This is a genomic window from Corynebacterium lehmanniae, assembly GCF_043161975.1.
GTDB classification, from domain to species: domain Bacteria; phylum Actinomycetota; class Actinomycetes; order Mycobacteriales; family Mycobacteriaceae; genus Corynebacterium; species Corynebacterium lehmanniae.
Map to the genome: position 1 here is coordinate 1,303,063 of NZ_CP170998.1, position 14,340 is coordinate 1,317,402.

Here is a 14,340-nt window from a genome sequence, read left to right on the forward strand (position 1 = left end):
CACCGGCTGTTTTGAACGGTGTTCAGCGCTACGGAGTTAGCGCACCGCCGGTCACCGCGAGTGTCTCGCCGGAGATGTAGGACGCGGCCTCGGACGCGAGGAAGACGTACGCGCCGGCGAGCTCCGCGGGCTGCCCCGGGCGGCCGATGTCGGAGTCTTGCGCGAAGTTGTCCACGACCTCCTTGGGCTGGCCTTCGGCAGGCTGGATCACGGTCCAGATCGGCCCCGGCGCGACCGCGTTGACGCGAATGCCCTTCGACGGCAGCAGCTCACCGGACAGGCCTTTGGCCAGGTTGTTGAAGGCGGCCTTGGTCATGGCGTAGTCCAGCAGTTCTTTCGACGGGCTGTAGGCCTGAATAGACGTGGAAAAGATGATGGATGACCCCGGCTCCATGTACTTGACCGCTTCTTTGGTCACACGGAAGGCGGAGTAGATGTTGGTCTTCATGGTGGCGTCGAAGTCATCGTCGGAGATGTTGAGGATGCCGTCATTCCACACCTGGCGCGAGGCGTTGTTGACCAGGATGTCAATGCCGCCCAGGCCCTCGACGGCCTTTTCCACCGCGGCCACGCAGTTGTCCAGCTCCTGCAGGTCGCCCGGGATCGCCACTGCCGTGCGCCCGGCGTCCTCGATGAGCTTCACAATGCGGTCTGCGTCCTCCTGCTCCTCCGGCAGGTAGGAAATGGCCACGTCCGCACCCTCGCGGGCAAACGCGATGGCGGTAGCGGCGCCGATGCCGGAGTCGCCGCCGGTGATGAGTGCGCGACGGCCCTCGAGCTTGCCGGATCCCACGTAGGATTCCTGGCCCAGGTCGGGCTCGGTGGCCATCTTCACATCCAGGCCGGGGTTGTCCTGGCGCGGCTCGGAGGGAAACTCGGACGGGTACTTTGTGCGCGGATCAATCAACGTCATGCCACCACGCTACCGACGCGCCGGTGTTCAACTGTCCAAAATTTCGTCGGCGACCCGGTCGGTCCACCGCCGCATTTGCAGCCTTCCCGCAGCACCCCTGCTGGAGCGCGGCGGCGCCTGGATGCAGCGCCGCGAATCCATCCCCGCCTGCAGCTCCTTGGCGCGCAGCACCTCGGCGTCGATCTTCACGCCCATCAGCAGCACCACGTTGACCGTCCACACCAGCACCAGCACCGCAAGCACCGTTCCGAACGCGCCGTAGGTGCTGCGCACGCCGACCAGCTTCAGGTACCAGCCAAAACCGACCCACAGCGCGCTGGCCACCGTGAGCGCCAGCGCCGAGCCGAGCGTGAGCACGCGGAACCGCCCCGGCCGCACGTTTGGCGTGAAGTGGTAGAGCACGCTGACCAGCGCGACCGCCACCACCGCGATCACGGGTCCGCGCAGGTAGTCCCACACGGGCAGGAAGATCGAGGTGAGGTACTCCAGCTCGTCTTCCAGCTGCAGAGGCCGTGCGATGGGTCCGAGGACGGCGTTGACGATGCCGTCGGTAAGCAACGCGCCCAAAATGATCACCACCGCGCCGACGACAAGCACGAGCGTGACCAGCCACATCGTCGCCCACGTCACCACGATCGGGCGGCCTTCGGTGCGGCCGTACATGAGGTTCGCGTTGCGCGAAAACGACCGCACATACCCCGATGCGGACAGCAGCGAGATCAACACCGAGACCACGAGGGCAATCGTGCTTTGCGACGGCGTCCCGACAATCGACAGCACCAACGCCAGCGCATCTTCCTGCAACTCCGCGGGCACGTACGAGCGGATCAGCTCGGCGAGCAGCGAGTCCGGGGCGTCCTCTTCGCGTGGCATGAGCAGGCTGAAGATGGAATACGAGGCTAGCAGCATCGGCGCAACCGACAGCAGCGTGTAGTACGTCATCGCGGCGGCGCGGTCCACCATGGCGTCGTTGGCGAAGTCGGTGACGATGCGGCGCAGCACCGATTTCCACCCGGCGCGAGTGAGCCGGTTACCGCGCCCGAGAGGTGATTCGTAGTCGTGCGGGGAGACGACCACGTCGCCGGTGCCGTACGGCATGACCAGCTCAGCGCGGTAAGAGGTGCCCTTTTCTGCCATGTCAGACACTGTAACCGGCGAGTGGTCGCGAAACTGTACGCGGGTTCCCAGCGTTTCCAAATCTGTGGATAACTCGGTGGGCTGTCGCGGGTTATCCACAGATTTCGTTTGCAGGGCCTTGTGGGGTTGCTTTTTTCGTTTAGGTTTGCCCGCATGAGTTTCCAACACTTCGTCCAAAACCGCCCGACCGTCGACCACCTTGAAAACTTCGACCGCGACACCGCACTTTCCATCGGCATGAGCCCGACCACCGCCACCGCCTGGCAGAAGCTGGAAAAGGTCTACTTCGGCCGCACTAAACACGTGAAACAGCAACGCAAAGCCTTGAACAGGGCCCGCGAAGGGAATTTTTCCGTGGAGCAGCTGGCCATGATCGAACGCCGCCTCAAGCCCATCACGTGCGAAGGCACGCGCTGGCGGCTGCGCTTGGCGCTGCTCAAGGCGTCGAAGCGGTACAAGTCGCTCGAACGCGCCGCGAAAGAGCTGATCCCGGCGGTAAAGAAGCCGCGGAAGGATTCAATCTCGTTTTCCAAGTCCATCGACGGCAAACGGGTGCTCCAGATCGTCTTCGACGAGCGCTTCCTCGCCGACCTGGAGGCGGCGCTGCGCCGCGGCATCGACACCTCCAAACCCGCCGGTCCGCAAATGCTCGAGCGCTTTGTCGCATTGCTTCGCGACGGCTACAGCGTCCCCACCGCCTCCCCCACCCCACTAATTCTGGTGCCGCTCGAGGACCATGTCCGCATCCTCGCCGGAGAGGGCGACGAGACGATCCTGGGGTTGACCGACGGCACCACCATCACCGGCGCCGAGTACCTGCAGTACCTCGTGGGTGACACCCTCCAGGTTGCGCTGTTCCACCCGGAGGAAGGAGCGGTGAACCTGTACCAGGGGCAGCGTCGCGCGAACAACAAGCAGCGCATCCTGGCCAAGGCGACCTCCCCGGTGTGCTTGGTGCCGGACTGCCGCCACGCCGCGGACCACTGCGAAGTCCACCACATCATCGCGTGGAAGCACGGCGGGGAAACCAACATGAAAAACCTGGCCATGCTGTGCCCGTACCACAACCGCACGAACGACGATGACGCGCACATCAACAAGCGCGGCCGGGTGCGCTTCATTGGAGGGATGCCGGTGTGGGTCTCACCCAGGGGCTATGCGGTGCCGAACCCGTACCACCAGTTCGGGGCGATGAAATTGTTATTCGGCAAGTAGCGCCGCAGCCCACTCGCGCGGGCGCGGGACGTAGCGCTCCGGGCGGTTGTGGGCCAGCGGCGGCTCGATAGCGTCGATGACGTCGTGCCACCGCTGCGGGATGGCGTGCTGCCCTACCACGCCACCGAGAAATGCGCCCACGATGGCGGCATTGGTGTCCGTGTCCCCGCCGAGCGCGATGGTTTGCACCAGCGCCTCCTCGAAGTCGGTGCCCTGTGCGACGTGGTAGACGACTGCGTTGAGCGCGGTGCACACCCAGCCCCCGCCATTGTTGGGAAGCTGCGTTTCCCACGTCGCTGTGGTGTCGCCGCGGGCGATCGCGCGGTCGTCGCGGTACTGGTCGAGGTTTTCGCGGTCGAGGCGGTTTCGCAGTGCTTCCAGCGGGTCCGCACCCCCGAGCACATCCGCGAGCGCCCCTGCGTACACCGCGTTAGCGGCCACCGTCATGGGGTTCGGGTGGGTGAGCTCGGCGTCGGCGCGGGCGAAGCGTTCCGCTTCCTCGGGTTTGCCTGCGTAAGCAACCGCGAGCGGGCTGATGCGCATCAAGGCCCCGTTCGCCTGAGACCCGTGGTCTTTCTCGCCGCGCTCCAGCGCGCTGCGGCACGTATTGCCGGCGTCGAACGGGTCGGTTGCCATCCACCGCTGGTAGCCGGCCAGTGCCTCCGACTCGTCGAACCCGCCGGCACGGCGCAGGGCGTCGATGAGCTCGATGGCCATTTCGGTGTCGTCGGTCGCCTGGCCGGCTTTCAGACCCCAGTGACCGCCGTCGCGCATGTCGCGCACCCCGTCCGGGTACTCGGCGGCGATGTCTTCGGGCTTGTAGAACTCCACCTGCGCGCCAAGGTTGTCGCCGATGCACTGGCCGTAGAGCACTCCTCGGGCGCGCGAAATCATGTCCATGACCGCCACCTTATACACTCAGCCAACATGGGACTTCTCAGTCGCGCGCGCCAACTCCTCGGCCTCGGCCACACTCCACTGGTGGATTTTCCGGACCGGTTTGAACCTTTGGACGTCGACAAGCTTGAGGTGCACACCGCGAAACTCTCCCCCGACACCGAGGAGAAGATGGTCATTGTGACCACCTCGGCGGCCGCGCTCGACCGCATCGCCGCAGGTGGAGCGGTACAGCTGCGGCGCGAAGGCGAGCGCGACGTCACTTTCGTGCCGGTGGAGCGCGAGGCCGTGCCGGTGCTGGACCCGAAGCTCGGGTGGATCATTCCCATTACGCCCGCGACCGCCAAAGAGCTGGCTGAATTGCCGAAAGGCCCAGGCGAGCACGAACTTTCCGCGCTGCACCTGGGCCTGATTGTGGAGTAGTTAGAGCAGACCGATCCAGTTCCAGTAGGTTGCCGACAGCAGCAGGATGAGCAGGTAGCCCACGATCGTCAGCGGGATACCGGTGCGCAGGAACTGCTTGGAGGTGAACGCGCCGGTGCCGTAGGCCAGCATGTTCTGCGGCGCAGAGACCGGCAGCAGGAAGCCGAAGCAGATGACGAACTGCTGAATGATGACAAACCCGATGCCGTCATTGGGCACGTCCAGGGTGGCCGCCAGCGCGATGAAGACCGGGATCAGCGCGGACGCCAGCGAGGTCGCCGAGGCGAAGCCCAGGTGGATGAGGATGTTAAACAGGCTCACCAGCGCGATCGTGGCCAGAATCGGCATGGACGCCAGGCCGATGGCACCAAACGTGGACTCCGACAGCCAGGTCGCCGCGCCCGTGTCCAGCAGGAACTTGCCCAGGGAGATGCCGGCGGCGAAGACCACGAGCGTGCCCCAATTGATGTGTTCCTGGGCGTACTTCCAGTCCATCACGCCGATGCGGGGCGTGAGCATGATGCCCACCGCGACGATGGTGATGGTGGCGGAGCTGATGGGGTGCAGCACACCTTCGGTCGCCCAGAACAGCAGCAGCGCGACGGCGATCGCGGTGAGGCGCTTCTCGGCGCCGGTCATCGGGCCCATCTCTGCAAGCTGCTTCTCGACGAGCTCCCGCCCGCCCTCAATCGCTTCAGCCTCCGGCTTGATCGCCCGGCGCATGATGAAGTACAGCGCGATCGACATCAGCACTGACCATGGTGCGGCCCACAGGAACCACTGGCCCCAGGACACGGTCTGGCCCAGCTGGTCCTCGATGAAGCCGACGGCCACCAGGTTCTGCGCCGCGGCGGTTTTGATGCCGACGTTCCAAATGGACACCGCCTGCGTCGCGGTAATAACGAGAAGCGCCGCCAGCTTCGACTCCTTGGCCAGGCCGAACGCGGCGACCATGCCCATGAGGATCGGCACGACGGCGCCTGCTCGCGCCGTTGCGGACGGGACGAAGAACGCCAGGATGATGGAGATGACAATCGCGCCGATGACGATGTTGGAGACCTTCTCGCCCGCAGTCTTGAGCACATAGAGCGCCAGCCTGCGGTGCAGCCCCGTGGCCTGCATCGCCGTCGCCAGCGCAAGCGCCGCGCCGACGAGCGCCACCGCAGACGACGAGAAGCCGCTCATCGCGATGCTCAAGCCCTTCGAGGCGCCGACTGCTTCGCCGGTCTCGGGGTCGGTCGCGAAGGTGAGCAAGATCGCAATGAGGCCGACGATGATCACGGCGGAAACTGAGTAGGACACCGCCTCGGTGACCCACATGATCACGGCGAAGGCGAGCATGCCGAGCGCGATTTTCGCCGGCATGGCCAGGCCCGCAATCGGCAGCATCATCACCACCCCGAGCGCCACAAACGCCAAGATGAACGCGATGATCTTGCCGGTGTTGCGTTCTTTTTCCGCGGGTTGTTGCTCTGTGCTTGCTGCTGGTGTGACTGCTGTGGTCGCTGAAGTCACTGCGTGCCCCTCCTTGATTCGGTTGTTATATACCTGACGCTAGTCACTCCTATAAATCCTGCAAAATGTGATGTTCGTACGGTTAGCCGTTGGCGGGCGTAGCATCGCTGCCATGAATCTGAGCTCGCAGCTGAACTACAACATGCACCACGGCGCGGAGGATCTGCGCATCATGCTGACCACCGACATCACCAACAACTTCCTTCCACAGTCCTGGCAGGCTTCGCTACGCGACCTCAGCTTTTCGGTGGTCGGCCTGTGGGATTCGGTCGTGCGCGGCGTTTCCGTACTGCTGTGACGCAGCAACGTCTCACCGAGCGTTTCCCGCCCGTGCCGTGGCCTTGAAAATCGCCGACGAACCGGGAGTATAAAGAGTATAAAGACATCCCCGTGTATAAAGAGTATAAAGACTCAAGGAGGCACGGATGCGTAATCCCTTCATCCCCACGTTCGGCGTTTCACCCGTCGTGCTCGGAGGCGACGACAGCCTCACACGCAGCTTCGGCGCCGGCCTGGACGGCGGACCCGGCGACCCGAGGCGAACCCTGCTTCTCTCGGGGCCGCGTGGCATCGGCAAGACGGTCGCGCTCAACGAGCTCGAAGACGAAGCCGCCGGCCATGGCTGGATCGTGCTACGCGCTCAGCCGTACGAGCTGGTCGAACCGCTGGTTGCCACCGTGATCCCGCAGGCGCTCGCCACGGTGCGACAGCAGGACCCAGAGCGGCGACGCATCACGGGCGTGACGGTCTCCGGCATCGGCGGGTTTTCAACCACCGCCGCCCCGGGTGACAAGCCGGCCCCCTCCTTGATCGGTTCACTGAACACTCTTTGCGACGAGCTGCCGCCCGAATCCGGCGTACTGATCACCCTGGACGAAGTCCAAAGTGTCAACGCGAAAGAGCTGTGGCAACTCACGGCCGCGGTGCAGGATCTGCGCCGGGACGGGCGCGACATCGCCTTCGCCGCCGCCGGATTACCTGACGGCGTGGAGTCGCTACTACAACACCCGGGCACCACGTTTCTGCGCCGCGCCCAGCACGCCGTGCTCGCCCCAATGACGCCATCAGAGACGCTTTCGGTGCTGAGGGATACCGCGGCGCAAGGTGACGTCGAGATCCCCGACGGGGTACTCACGGACGCCGCGGCACTGACACGCGGCTACCCCTTTTTAATCCAGCTCCTCGGCTACCACCTGTTCGAGCGTGCGAGCCGCCGGGGCCAGCCCGTCTCCCACGACGACCTCGCGGCAGTGACCCCAGACGTGTTGAAAACACTGGGCGACTTGGTCCACGAACCAGCGCTGCTGCACCTGCCCGCCGCCGAGCTCGAATACCTCGAAGCGATGGCCGAAGTACAGGAGGACCAACAGGCGGTGCCAAGCGCTGCCATCGCGCACCACCTGGGAAAACGCGTACAGCAAATGTCCATGGTACGGCAGAAGCTCATCGACCGTGAGCTGATCTACTCCCCTCGCCGGGGTCTGCTCAACTTTGTCATCCCCCACATGGGCCACCACCTCAACCAGCGCAGCACGCGCGACACCGGCTGGGATTAGCACCCCTACCGCAAATGTTGCACACACTGCGCAACTTTGCGTACCGTGTGCAACATGTCTGAATTCCTCTACCGGCTCGGCAGCTGGTCGTACAAAAAAGCCTGGCCGTTTTTGGCCGTTTGGCTGATCCTTTTGGGCGCCCTCGGCTTCGGCGCCGTGAACTTTGCAAAATCCCCCAGCCCGACATTTTCCATGCCTGACATGGACTCCACCGTCACGCAAGAGGAGATGAACGAGCGCTTCGGCACCGACGAGGACGCGATGAGCGTGCCCTCCGGCACCGTCGTGGTCAAGGCGCCGGAAGGCAAGACGCTTAAGGACCCGGAGGTGATGGCCGAGGTCGACGCAATGCTCGACGAGCTCAAGGCCACCGGCTATTTCCGCGAGCCAGACGCGATTGTCAACCCGGTCCTCGCCGCCGGCGGCATGGCCAAGCAGATGAGCGAAGCTAAGGCGGCCCAGGGTATGCCCCAGGAGCAAATTGAGGCGGACCTCGCCGCGCTGTCGCCACTGAGCCCGGACGAAACCACCGGCACCGTGAGCGTCACGTTCACCGACGACAACATCATGGATATCCCGCCTGAGACCCTCGATGAGGTCAAAAGCATTCTCGAGCGTTACGACGACTCCGCTCTCACCGTCAAGTACAACGGCAACGCGTTCAGCGGCGCCGGCGAGATGGACGGCACCTCCGAGCTGATCGGCATGGCGGTCGCCGCGATCGTGCTGCTCGTCACCTTCGGCTCCCTGGTAGCCGCCGGCCTGCCGCTGATCGCCGCTGTCATTGGCGTGGGCGTGGGCATCCTCGGCGTGCAGCTGGGCACCCTGTTCACCGACTCGATCTCCGACATGACTCCGACGCTGGCGTCCATGATCGGACTTGCCGTGGGCATCGACTACTCCCTGTTCATCGTCGCGCGCTTTCGCAACGAGCTGATCTCGTCCTCTGGCCTCAACGACTTGTCGCCAAAGGAGTTGGCGCAAGAGCTGAAGAAAATGCCCAAGGACCAGCGCGCTCACGCCATGGGTATGGCGCTGGGCACCGCGGGCGGTTCCGTCGTCTTCGCGGGCACGACGGTGCTCATCGCGTTGGCCGCCTTGTCGATCATCCGCATCCCGTTCCTCACCACGATGGCGCTGGCCGCCGCGGCCACCGTCGCCATCGCGGTCCTTGTGGCGCTGACGTTCCTGCCGTCGCTGCTCGGTCTTTTGGGCACCCGCGCGTTCGCAATCCGCATCCCCGGCCCGAAGGTGCCGGACCCGGAGGACGAAAAACCGACCATGGGCCTGCTCTGGGCCCGCCAGATCCGTAAGCGCCCCTGGCTGAACCTCATCGCCGGTGTGCTGCTGCTGAGCATCCTCGCTATCCCCGCCGCCAACCTGCGCCTGGCCATGCCGACCGACGGCACCGCGAAGCTCGGCTCCCCGCAGCGCGAAGCGTACGAGCTTATCGACGACGCCTTCGGCCACGGCCGCAACGCCCCCATGATCGCGTACGTGGACACCGCCGACGTCGCTGAGCAGGACCGCATGGGCGCCTACCAGACGCTCCTACAGGATTTCTCCGGTACCGAAGGCGTAGTCAACGCGCAGATCGTGCAAACCACGGACAACTTCGACGCCGCCCAAATCCTGATCACGCCGGACTCGGGCGCGACCGACCAGGCCACGACCGACACCTTGGAGCGCCTGCGCAAGTTCAAGCAGCCATTCGAGGAGGAAACCGGCGCCACGTTCGGCATCACCGGCATCACTCCGATCTTCGACGACATCTCGCAGATGCTTTCCGACGTGCTGGTGCCCTACATCGCCATCGTCCTGGGGCTTGCGTTCATCGTGCTGATGCTGGTGTTCCGTTCTATCTGGGTCCCGCTGATCGCCGCGCTCGGCTTCGGCCTGTCCATGGCCGCAACATTCGGCGTGACCGTCGCCATCTTCCAGGAAGGCATGTTCGGGCTCATCGAGGACCCGCAGCCGTTGCTGTCCTTCCTGCCCATCATGCTCATCGGCCTGACCTTCGGCTTGGCCATGGACTACCAAGTCTTCCTGGTCACCCGCATGCGCGAGGGTTACGTCTCCCGCGGCAAGACCGCCGGCAACGCGGTGGCCAACGGATACAAGCACGGCGCGCGCGTGGTCACCGCAGCCGCGCTGATCATGATCTCGGTGTTCGCGGCGTTCGTGCTCATCGACGAGCCGTTCATCAAGGCCATGGGCTTCGCGCTCGCCGCGGGTGTGCTTATCGACGCCTTCGTGGTCCGCATGACCCTGATCCCGGCCACGATGTACATTCTGGACAATCGCGCCTGGAAGATCCCCGGCTGGCTGGACAAGGCGCTGCCGAATCTGGATATCGAGGGCGAGAAGCTGCACAACAAGGAAACTCCGAGCGCTGAGCCGGTTACGGTGTAGCTATGAGTCTGCTCGAGGAGAAGAAGGCCGCGACTCGGCGCGCCATCTCGGAGGCGACCGCGGCGCTGGTGCTGGAAGAAGGCACGGCCGCCGCAACGGTCGTGCGGGTCTCCGAGCGTGCGGGCGTGTCCCCGCGGACCTTCCACAATTATTTCGCAGACATCGACGAAGCGCTGGAGGAGTTCCTGCGCAAAGTATTCGCTACCATCGCCGAGCAGATCGTGGCTCTGCCGGAGCAACTCTCAGCTGCCGAAGCCGTCGAGGCGATCATCACCGACGCACTCGAGGAGGACGGATTTGAGCTCTACTCCGCCTCCACCCTGGTCCTTCTCAGCGACCGTGCCCGGGCTGAGTCCAGCACCCCACCCGCGGAGGAGACCATGCGGGAGATGGCGGAGCCGCTCGTCGCGTGTATCCGGGCCCGGACCCCTGGCGCCACGCAGTTCGATGCCGAAGTGCTCCTCAACGCCTACGGCATCGCCGGCGCCACCGCGGTGAAGCACTACCTGATGCAGCCGGAGCCGCGCACACCTGACCACGGCCGCGCGCTGGTCCGACGCGCATTCGAGGTGCTGCGCGACATGCGCTAGCCGCGCTTGATGCTGGTGACCTTCTTGCCGCGGGCCAGCTCGTCGACAAGCAGGTCCATCTGGCGGATCTTGCGCATGAGCTCCTGCTCGACCTCCTCGACGCGCACGCCACACACCTTCCCGGTGATCAACTCGGCGTTCGCGTTGAGCGTGGTCGCGTCGAAGAAGTCACGCAGCGTCTTATCCGACTCCGCCGCCGCCTTCAGCTCGCCTGGCGCAAGCCCGGTGAACCAGCAGAGCACGTCATCCAGCTCGTCGCGGCTGTGGCCCTTTCGCTCCACTTTGGCCAGGTAGTTGCGGTAAATGTCGCCGAACGGGTAGCTATAGACCCGCTCCAACTTCGCTTGCTCATCCATACGCGCAACCATATTGCTCGCACCGGTTCCATCGCCAGTGCGCATTTTCATGAGCACGGGATCTCTTGCGCGGGCAGGTGGCGGACTTTAGTGTCATCGATAGGCGGCAGCAGGGGGCTGCCGCATGAAACCTAGGGGGGACCCATGCGATTTGATACCTACGAGCTGTACTACCTGGACACCTACGACGAAGAGGCTGCGGACCTCGCCGACGGCCTCGGGCTCGAGCAGGACGACCCGTACTTCGACGAAGACATCGCCCGCCACTTAGACGCCGACTACGTCATCGACACCGGCCTGCGCGTCGCCGTGATCGTGCACGACATCGACTCCCACGAGGTTGAACTGGCGATGCTGCAGCCCGGCAGCCCGCAGGCGCCCGAGTGGTACTCGCCCGAAGACGCCGCGAACGTGGTCGCCGAGCTCGGCCGCATCCTCGTCGCGCTCGACGACAAGACCGTGAAAATCGTGGACCCGCAAGACCCCGCGTTCGCGCTGAAGCGCCGCGCGTCGTTCCAGGCGGAGGACATGACTACCGCCACGGTGGCGATGCTGCAGGACTCGCAGGACAACGCGCTCTACACCACGTTTTGCATCGAGTTCCGCCCAAACATGAACGCCGATTTCACGTTCCCGGTCGCGGTATTCGCGTTCGACCCGCGCGTGGGCAAGCTTTCAGGGCACATGCTCATCGACGACAACCCGTTCGCCCCACCCACCTTCAACCGCGCACAGAAGAAAATCGTGGCGCGCAGGCTCAACGACATCCTGGAGTCCATCCACACGGCCATGCGCGAAGAGCGCACGATCAGCCCGTTCAAGGACCTGGGACCGCAGTTCCGCTCCGAGGGCCTGCCGTCGATGGAGGCGGTGGACACCCACCACGCCATCGACCAGGCGCTGGAGTACCTCGAGCAGTGGTGGGGCGAGCGCGCGTCCTAGATCAGACCTTGGCTGTGCGCCCAACCGAACCCGGCCGCGCCCAGGCCGACGAGGCCCAGCAGCACACCGATGATGATCCCCAGCGGCGACTCGGAGCTGCCGGAGGGCTTCTCGCTTGGCGACGGCTCCGCCTTCCCCGGCACCTGCGCCGGCTTCGCGGTGGTAGTCGGGGTCTCGGACGGAGCGGCCTTGAGGCGGTTGCGGGCGAACGCCTTCAGTTTCTCGTCCGCGTTGGAGGCGAGGACCTCCTTGAGCACCTTGTCCATCTCGGCGCGGGAGTATTCGAGCGCGGAGACGTTGAACGTGTCGTCGAAGACCCGGGCGCCCTCGGAGTTGGACACGGTGATGTGCAGCGGCACGACCGGGTTGTCGATGAACGCAGCCGGGGAGACTTCGATGTCCACGGGCGTGATGTAGTTCGAGTCGCCTTTGGCGAAGTAGTTGCCTCTGAACTCGCCGACGCCGTAGTCCGCGACGACGGTGAACGTGTCGTCGGTGGAGCCGAGGTTGCGCAGCTCGCCCTTGATGATGTTGGTGTCGGCCTGGGTGATGATGCCGTTGTCGTTGTTCAGGTTGCGGGCGAGGCTGAAGCCGACCTTGCCGTCGTTATTGCCGGTGGCGGCGGCTGCGGAGATCAGCTCGTCGACCACGGCGCGTTCCTCGTCCGCGAGGACCTCGGGGGCGTCGGCGGTGTGGTCGTAGTCGTGCACGCCCTTGCCGATGAACTCGGTTTTGAACAGCAGGTTGTCCCAATCCGACGGGATGGCGTAGTTGAAGTTGTCGTCCTTGGGCTTGTAGCGGGACTTGTCCTCGGCGTTGGGGATCGCCTCGGTGGTGCGCACTTCCTGGTCGGAGAATCCGAACGTGGAGAACTGGTGGGCGTAGCTCATGGTGGACTTGTAGGCGCCCAGCCAGTCGTAGCCGGGGCGGTCGAACTCCATCGACGGGTCTTTGGTGTCCACGAAGCGCACTGGGCGCTGGGCGGTATTGCCGCGGGTTTCACGCCCCCAGTGCATAAGGCCCAGCGTGTGGCCGAACTCGTGGAGGATGGTGTTGCGCAACAGCTCGTCGCTGTTGGTCACGTCCCCGGAGATGAAGAAGGTGGATCCGTTGACCTGGCCGAGGCCGGTGACGTTCTTCTTGTCGCTCTCGTCGAAGCGGGTGCCGATGAGCGCCGAGCGGAACACCGACCGGCGCGCGCCGAGGAGTCTGTCTGCCTGCTCTTCCAGCTTGGCGGTGCGTCCGTCGTCGTCGAGCCCGCCGAAGTATTCGGCGGTGTACGGCTCCGTGTCGCCGCCTTTGCGTTCGGCGGCGGTCATGCTTGCCATGGATTCGCTGACGTAGGACTTGCCCGCGTCGATGTGGAGGTTGATGCCGTGGTCGTCGAAGAGGTCTTCCAGTTCTTTGAGCAGCGACGGGTTCGGTGCGTAGCTCTTCGTGTTCGCGGTGGCGCAGGCGGCGAATTCGGCGAAATCTTCCAGGGTGGCGGCGAAGCGTTCGGTGCGGTCGCAGCCGATGGTCTCCCACTCGGATTTCATCCAGTTGACCTGCAGGAACAGGTCTTTGCGGTCGGGGTCTGCGCCCCAGCGTTGGATGGGCAGGTACGTGCCGTCGGCAAGCCTGAGCCCCTCGGCTTCCCAGGAGTCGCGCAGCCCGTCGCCGTCGCTGTCCAGCGCCGAATCTTGGGTTGTGATGCTCACAGACATGCCCGCGCTTATCGACGCCCCCGGGGCCACCGTGCGCTCCCACCTCGCGGCCTGGTGCTGGGCACCGTTGTTCGCTCCCGCGAGTGCCGCCGCTTTGGTTTCGCCCGTCGCTACCGCGTCCGGCGCGGTGAAGCGCACGTCGGTGATGTAGCCGCCGGACTTCGGCTGGACGGTCACGCGGCTGCCGTTGCGCTTCGCCGTGATACCCGCGGACGACGGCAGGGCGTTGGCCAGGTCGATGCCCACTTCGCCGTTCGCTCGGCCGGTGTTTTTCACGGTCACGGTGGCGTCGACGCGTCCGCCGTCGATGCGGTAGGTGCGGGTGATGAGGAAGTTGTTGTGCTGCTGGGTGTAAGTGAGCACGTCGGCGGAGCCCTCGGTGGTCACCTCCGGCTTGGCGTGCAGGCCGGGGTCCACCAGGGCTCCGCCTGCGCGGACTGCCATGGAGGTGTCGAACTGGTGGTTGTCTGCCTGCGACGCAGGGTGCGAGTAGTCGAACCGGCCCTCACCGCGCGGGGTGATGTAGCCGTTGATGAACGGCGTGGAGGCGTTCGAGTGGTTCACGGTCGCGTCCGGCTGGGTGGCGCCGAGCGTGACTTTCGCGTCCGCCACAGGTGCCGCGGTGACGGCCAGGGCAGCGCAGAGGGACACTGCCATCGTTTTCTTCATTACGTTCAT

13 protein-coding genes are annotated in these 14,340 nt (G+C 64.8%); 7 read left to right on the forward strand and 6 right to left on the reverse strand.

All coding sequences use genetic code 11. The annotated features are described in order from the left end of the window. Window positions 1-28: 28 nt before the first annotated feature. Entirely contained in the window at window positions 29-913 is an 885-nt protein-coding gene (locus tag ACF3NP_RS06235; protein ID WP_181888066.1) for an SDR family oxidoreductase, read from the reverse strand. 27 nt (window positions 914-940) lie between these two features. After that, window positions 941-2,050 (reverse strand): YihY/virulence factor BrkB family protein, encoded by a 1,110-nt coding sequence (locus tag ACF3NP_RS06240; protein WP_181888065.1) that lies wholly within the window; start codon window positions 2,048-2,050, stop codon window positions 941-943. 153 nt (window positions 2,051-2,203) lie between these two features. On the opposite strand from ACF3NP_RS06240, the gene ACF3NP_RS06245 reads away from it, so the two are divergent. After that, window positions 2,204-3,265, forward strand: a complete 1,062-nt coding sequence (locus ACF3NP_RS06245; protein ID WP_269952500.1) for an HNH endonuclease signature motif containing protein — start codon at window positions 2,204-2,206, stop codon at window positions 3,263-3,265. Here ACF3NP_RS06245 and ACF3NP_RS06250 read toward each other — a convergent pair. Continuing rightward, window positions 3,251-4,165 carry an ADP-ribosylglycohydrolase family protein gene (locus tag ACF3NP_RS06250; RefSeq protein ID WP_181888063.1) on the reverse strand — a complete coding sequence of 305 codons (915 nt, stop codon included), beginning with the start codon at window positions 4,163-4,165 and terminating at the stop codon, window positions 3,251-3,253. The two genes, ACF3NP_RS06245 and ACF3NP_RS06250, sit on opposite strands and share 15 nt — an antisense overlap. A 27-nt stretch (window positions 4,166-4,192) precedes the next feature. On the opposite strand from ACF3NP_RS06250, the gene ACF3NP_RS06255 reads away from it, so the two are divergent. Further along, a complete protein-coding gene (locus ACF3NP_RS06255; RefSeq protein WP_181888062.1) occupies window positions 4,193-4,585 on the forward strand; it encodes a hypothetical protein in 393 nt (130 codons plus the stop codon). Here ACF3NP_RS06255 and ACF3NP_RS06260 read toward each other — a convergent pair whose 3' ends face one another. After that, window positions 4,586-6,100, reverse strand: coding sequence for a DASS family sodium-coupled anion symporter (locus tag ACF3NP_RS06260; protein ID WP_181888061.1), 1,515 nt, complete (start codon window positions 6,098-6,100; stop codon window positions 4,586-4,588). Between the two features lie 112 nt (window positions 6,101-6,212). On the opposite strand from ACF3NP_RS06260, the gene ACF3NP_RS06265 reads away from it, so the two are divergent. The 4 genes from ACF3NP_RS06265 (at window position 6,213) to ACF3NP_RS06280 (ending at window position 10,658) form a co-directional block, all read left to right on the forward strand. Then, a complete protein-coding gene (locus ACF3NP_RS06265; RefSeq protein ID WP_181888060.1) occupies window positions 6,213-6,398 on the forward strand; it encodes a hypothetical protein in 186 nt (61 codons plus the stop codon). 127 nt (window positions 6,399-6,525) lie between these two features. Next, a complete protein-coding gene (locus tag ACF3NP_RS06270; protein ID WP_181888059.1) occupies window positions 6,526-7,656 on the forward strand; it encodes an ATP-binding protein in 1,131 nt (376 codons plus the stop codon). Window positions 7,657-7,710: 54 nt separating this feature from the next. Continuing rightward, window positions 7,711-10,068: an MMPL family transporter gene (locus tag ACF3NP_RS06275; RefSeq protein ID WP_181888058.1), complete on the forward strand. Its 2,358-nt coding sequence runs from the start codon at window positions 7,711-7,713 to the stop codon at window positions 10,066-10,068. A 2-nt stretch (window positions 10,069-10,070) separates the two neighbouring features. Then, window positions 10,071-10,658, forward strand: a complete 588-nt coding sequence (locus tag ACF3NP_RS06280; RefSeq protein WP_181888057.1) for a TetR/AcrR family transcriptional regulator — start codon at window positions 10,071-10,073, stop codon at window positions 10,656-10,658. Here the strand turns inward: ACF3NP_RS06280 and ACF3NP_RS06285 are convergent. Further along, on the reverse strand, window positions 10,655-11,014 hold the full coding sequence (locus tag ACF3NP_RS06285; RefSeq protein WP_181888056.1) for a DUF2200 family protein: 360 nt from the start codon (window positions 11,012-11,014) through the stop codon (window positions 10,655-10,657). The genes ACF3NP_RS06280 and ACF3NP_RS06285 overlap by 4 nt on opposite strands. Window positions 11,015-11,158: 144 nt before the next feature. Between ACF3NP_RS06285 and ACF3NP_RS06290 the strand changes: the two genes are divergently transcribed. Beyond that, window positions 11,159-11,956 (forward strand): hypothetical protein, encoded by a 798-nt coding sequence (locus tag ACF3NP_RS06290; RefSeq protein WP_181888055.1) that lies wholly within the window; start codon window positions 11,159-11,161, stop codon window positions 11,954-11,956. On the opposite strand, the gene ACF3NP_RS06295 is transcribed toward ACF3NP_RS06290, so the two are convergent. Continuing rightward, entirely contained in the window at window positions 11,953-14,340 is a 2,388-nt protein-coding gene (locus ACF3NP_RS06295; protein ID WP_181888054.1) for a zinc metalloprotease, read from the reverse strand. The genes ACF3NP_RS06290 and ACF3NP_RS06295 overlap by 4 nt on opposite strands.

Coding starts and splice junctions, on each gene's coding strand:
- ACF3NP_RS06270 (WP_181888059.1), top strand. CDS start 6,526: ATGCGTAATCCCTTCATCCCCACGTTCGGCGTTTCACCCGTCGTGCTC.
- ACF3NP_RS06245 (WP_269952500.1), top strand. CDS start 2,204: ATGAGTTTCCAACACTTCGTCCAAAACCGCCCGACCGTCGACCACCTT.
- ACF3NP_RS06280 (WP_181888057.1), top strand. CDS start 10,071: ATGAGTCTGCTCGAGGAGAAGAAGGCCGCGACTCGGCGCGCCATCTCG.
- ACF3NP_RS06250 (WP_181888063.1), bottom strand. CDS start 4,165: ATGGACATGATTTCGCGCGCCCGAGGAGTGCTCTACGGCCAGTGCATC.
- ACF3NP_RS06265 (WP_181888060.1), top strand. CDS start 6,213: ATGAATCTGAGCTCGCAGCTGAACTACAACATGCACCACGGCGCGGAG.
- ACF3NP_RS06290 (WP_181888055.1), top strand. CDS start 11,159: ATGCGATTTGATACCTACGAGCTGTACTACCTGGACACCTACGACGAA.
- ACF3NP_RS06240 (WP_181888065.1), bottom strand. CDS start 2,050: ATGGCAGAAAAGGGCACCTCTTACCGCGCTGAGCTGGTCATGCCGTAC.
- ACF3NP_RS06255 (WP_181888062.1), top strand. CDS start 4,193: ATGGGACTTCTCAGTCGCGCGCGCCAACTCCTCGGCCTCGGCCACACT.
- ACF3NP_RS06235 (WP_181888066.1), bottom strand. CDS start 913: ATGACGTTGATTGATCCGCGCACAAAGTACCCGTCCGAGTTTCCCTCC.
- ACF3NP_RS06275 (WP_181888058.1), top strand. CDS start 7,711: ATGTCTGAATTCCTCTACCGGCTCGGCAGCTGGTCGTACAAAAAAGCC.
- ACF3NP_RS06285 (WP_181888056.1), bottom strand. CDS start 11,014: ATGGATGAGCAAGCGAAGTTGGAGCGGGTCTATAGCTACCCGTTCGGC.
- ACF3NP_RS06295 (WP_181888054.1), bottom strand. CDS start 14,340: ATGAACGTAATGAAGAAAACGATGGCAGTGTCCCTCTGCGCTGCCCTG.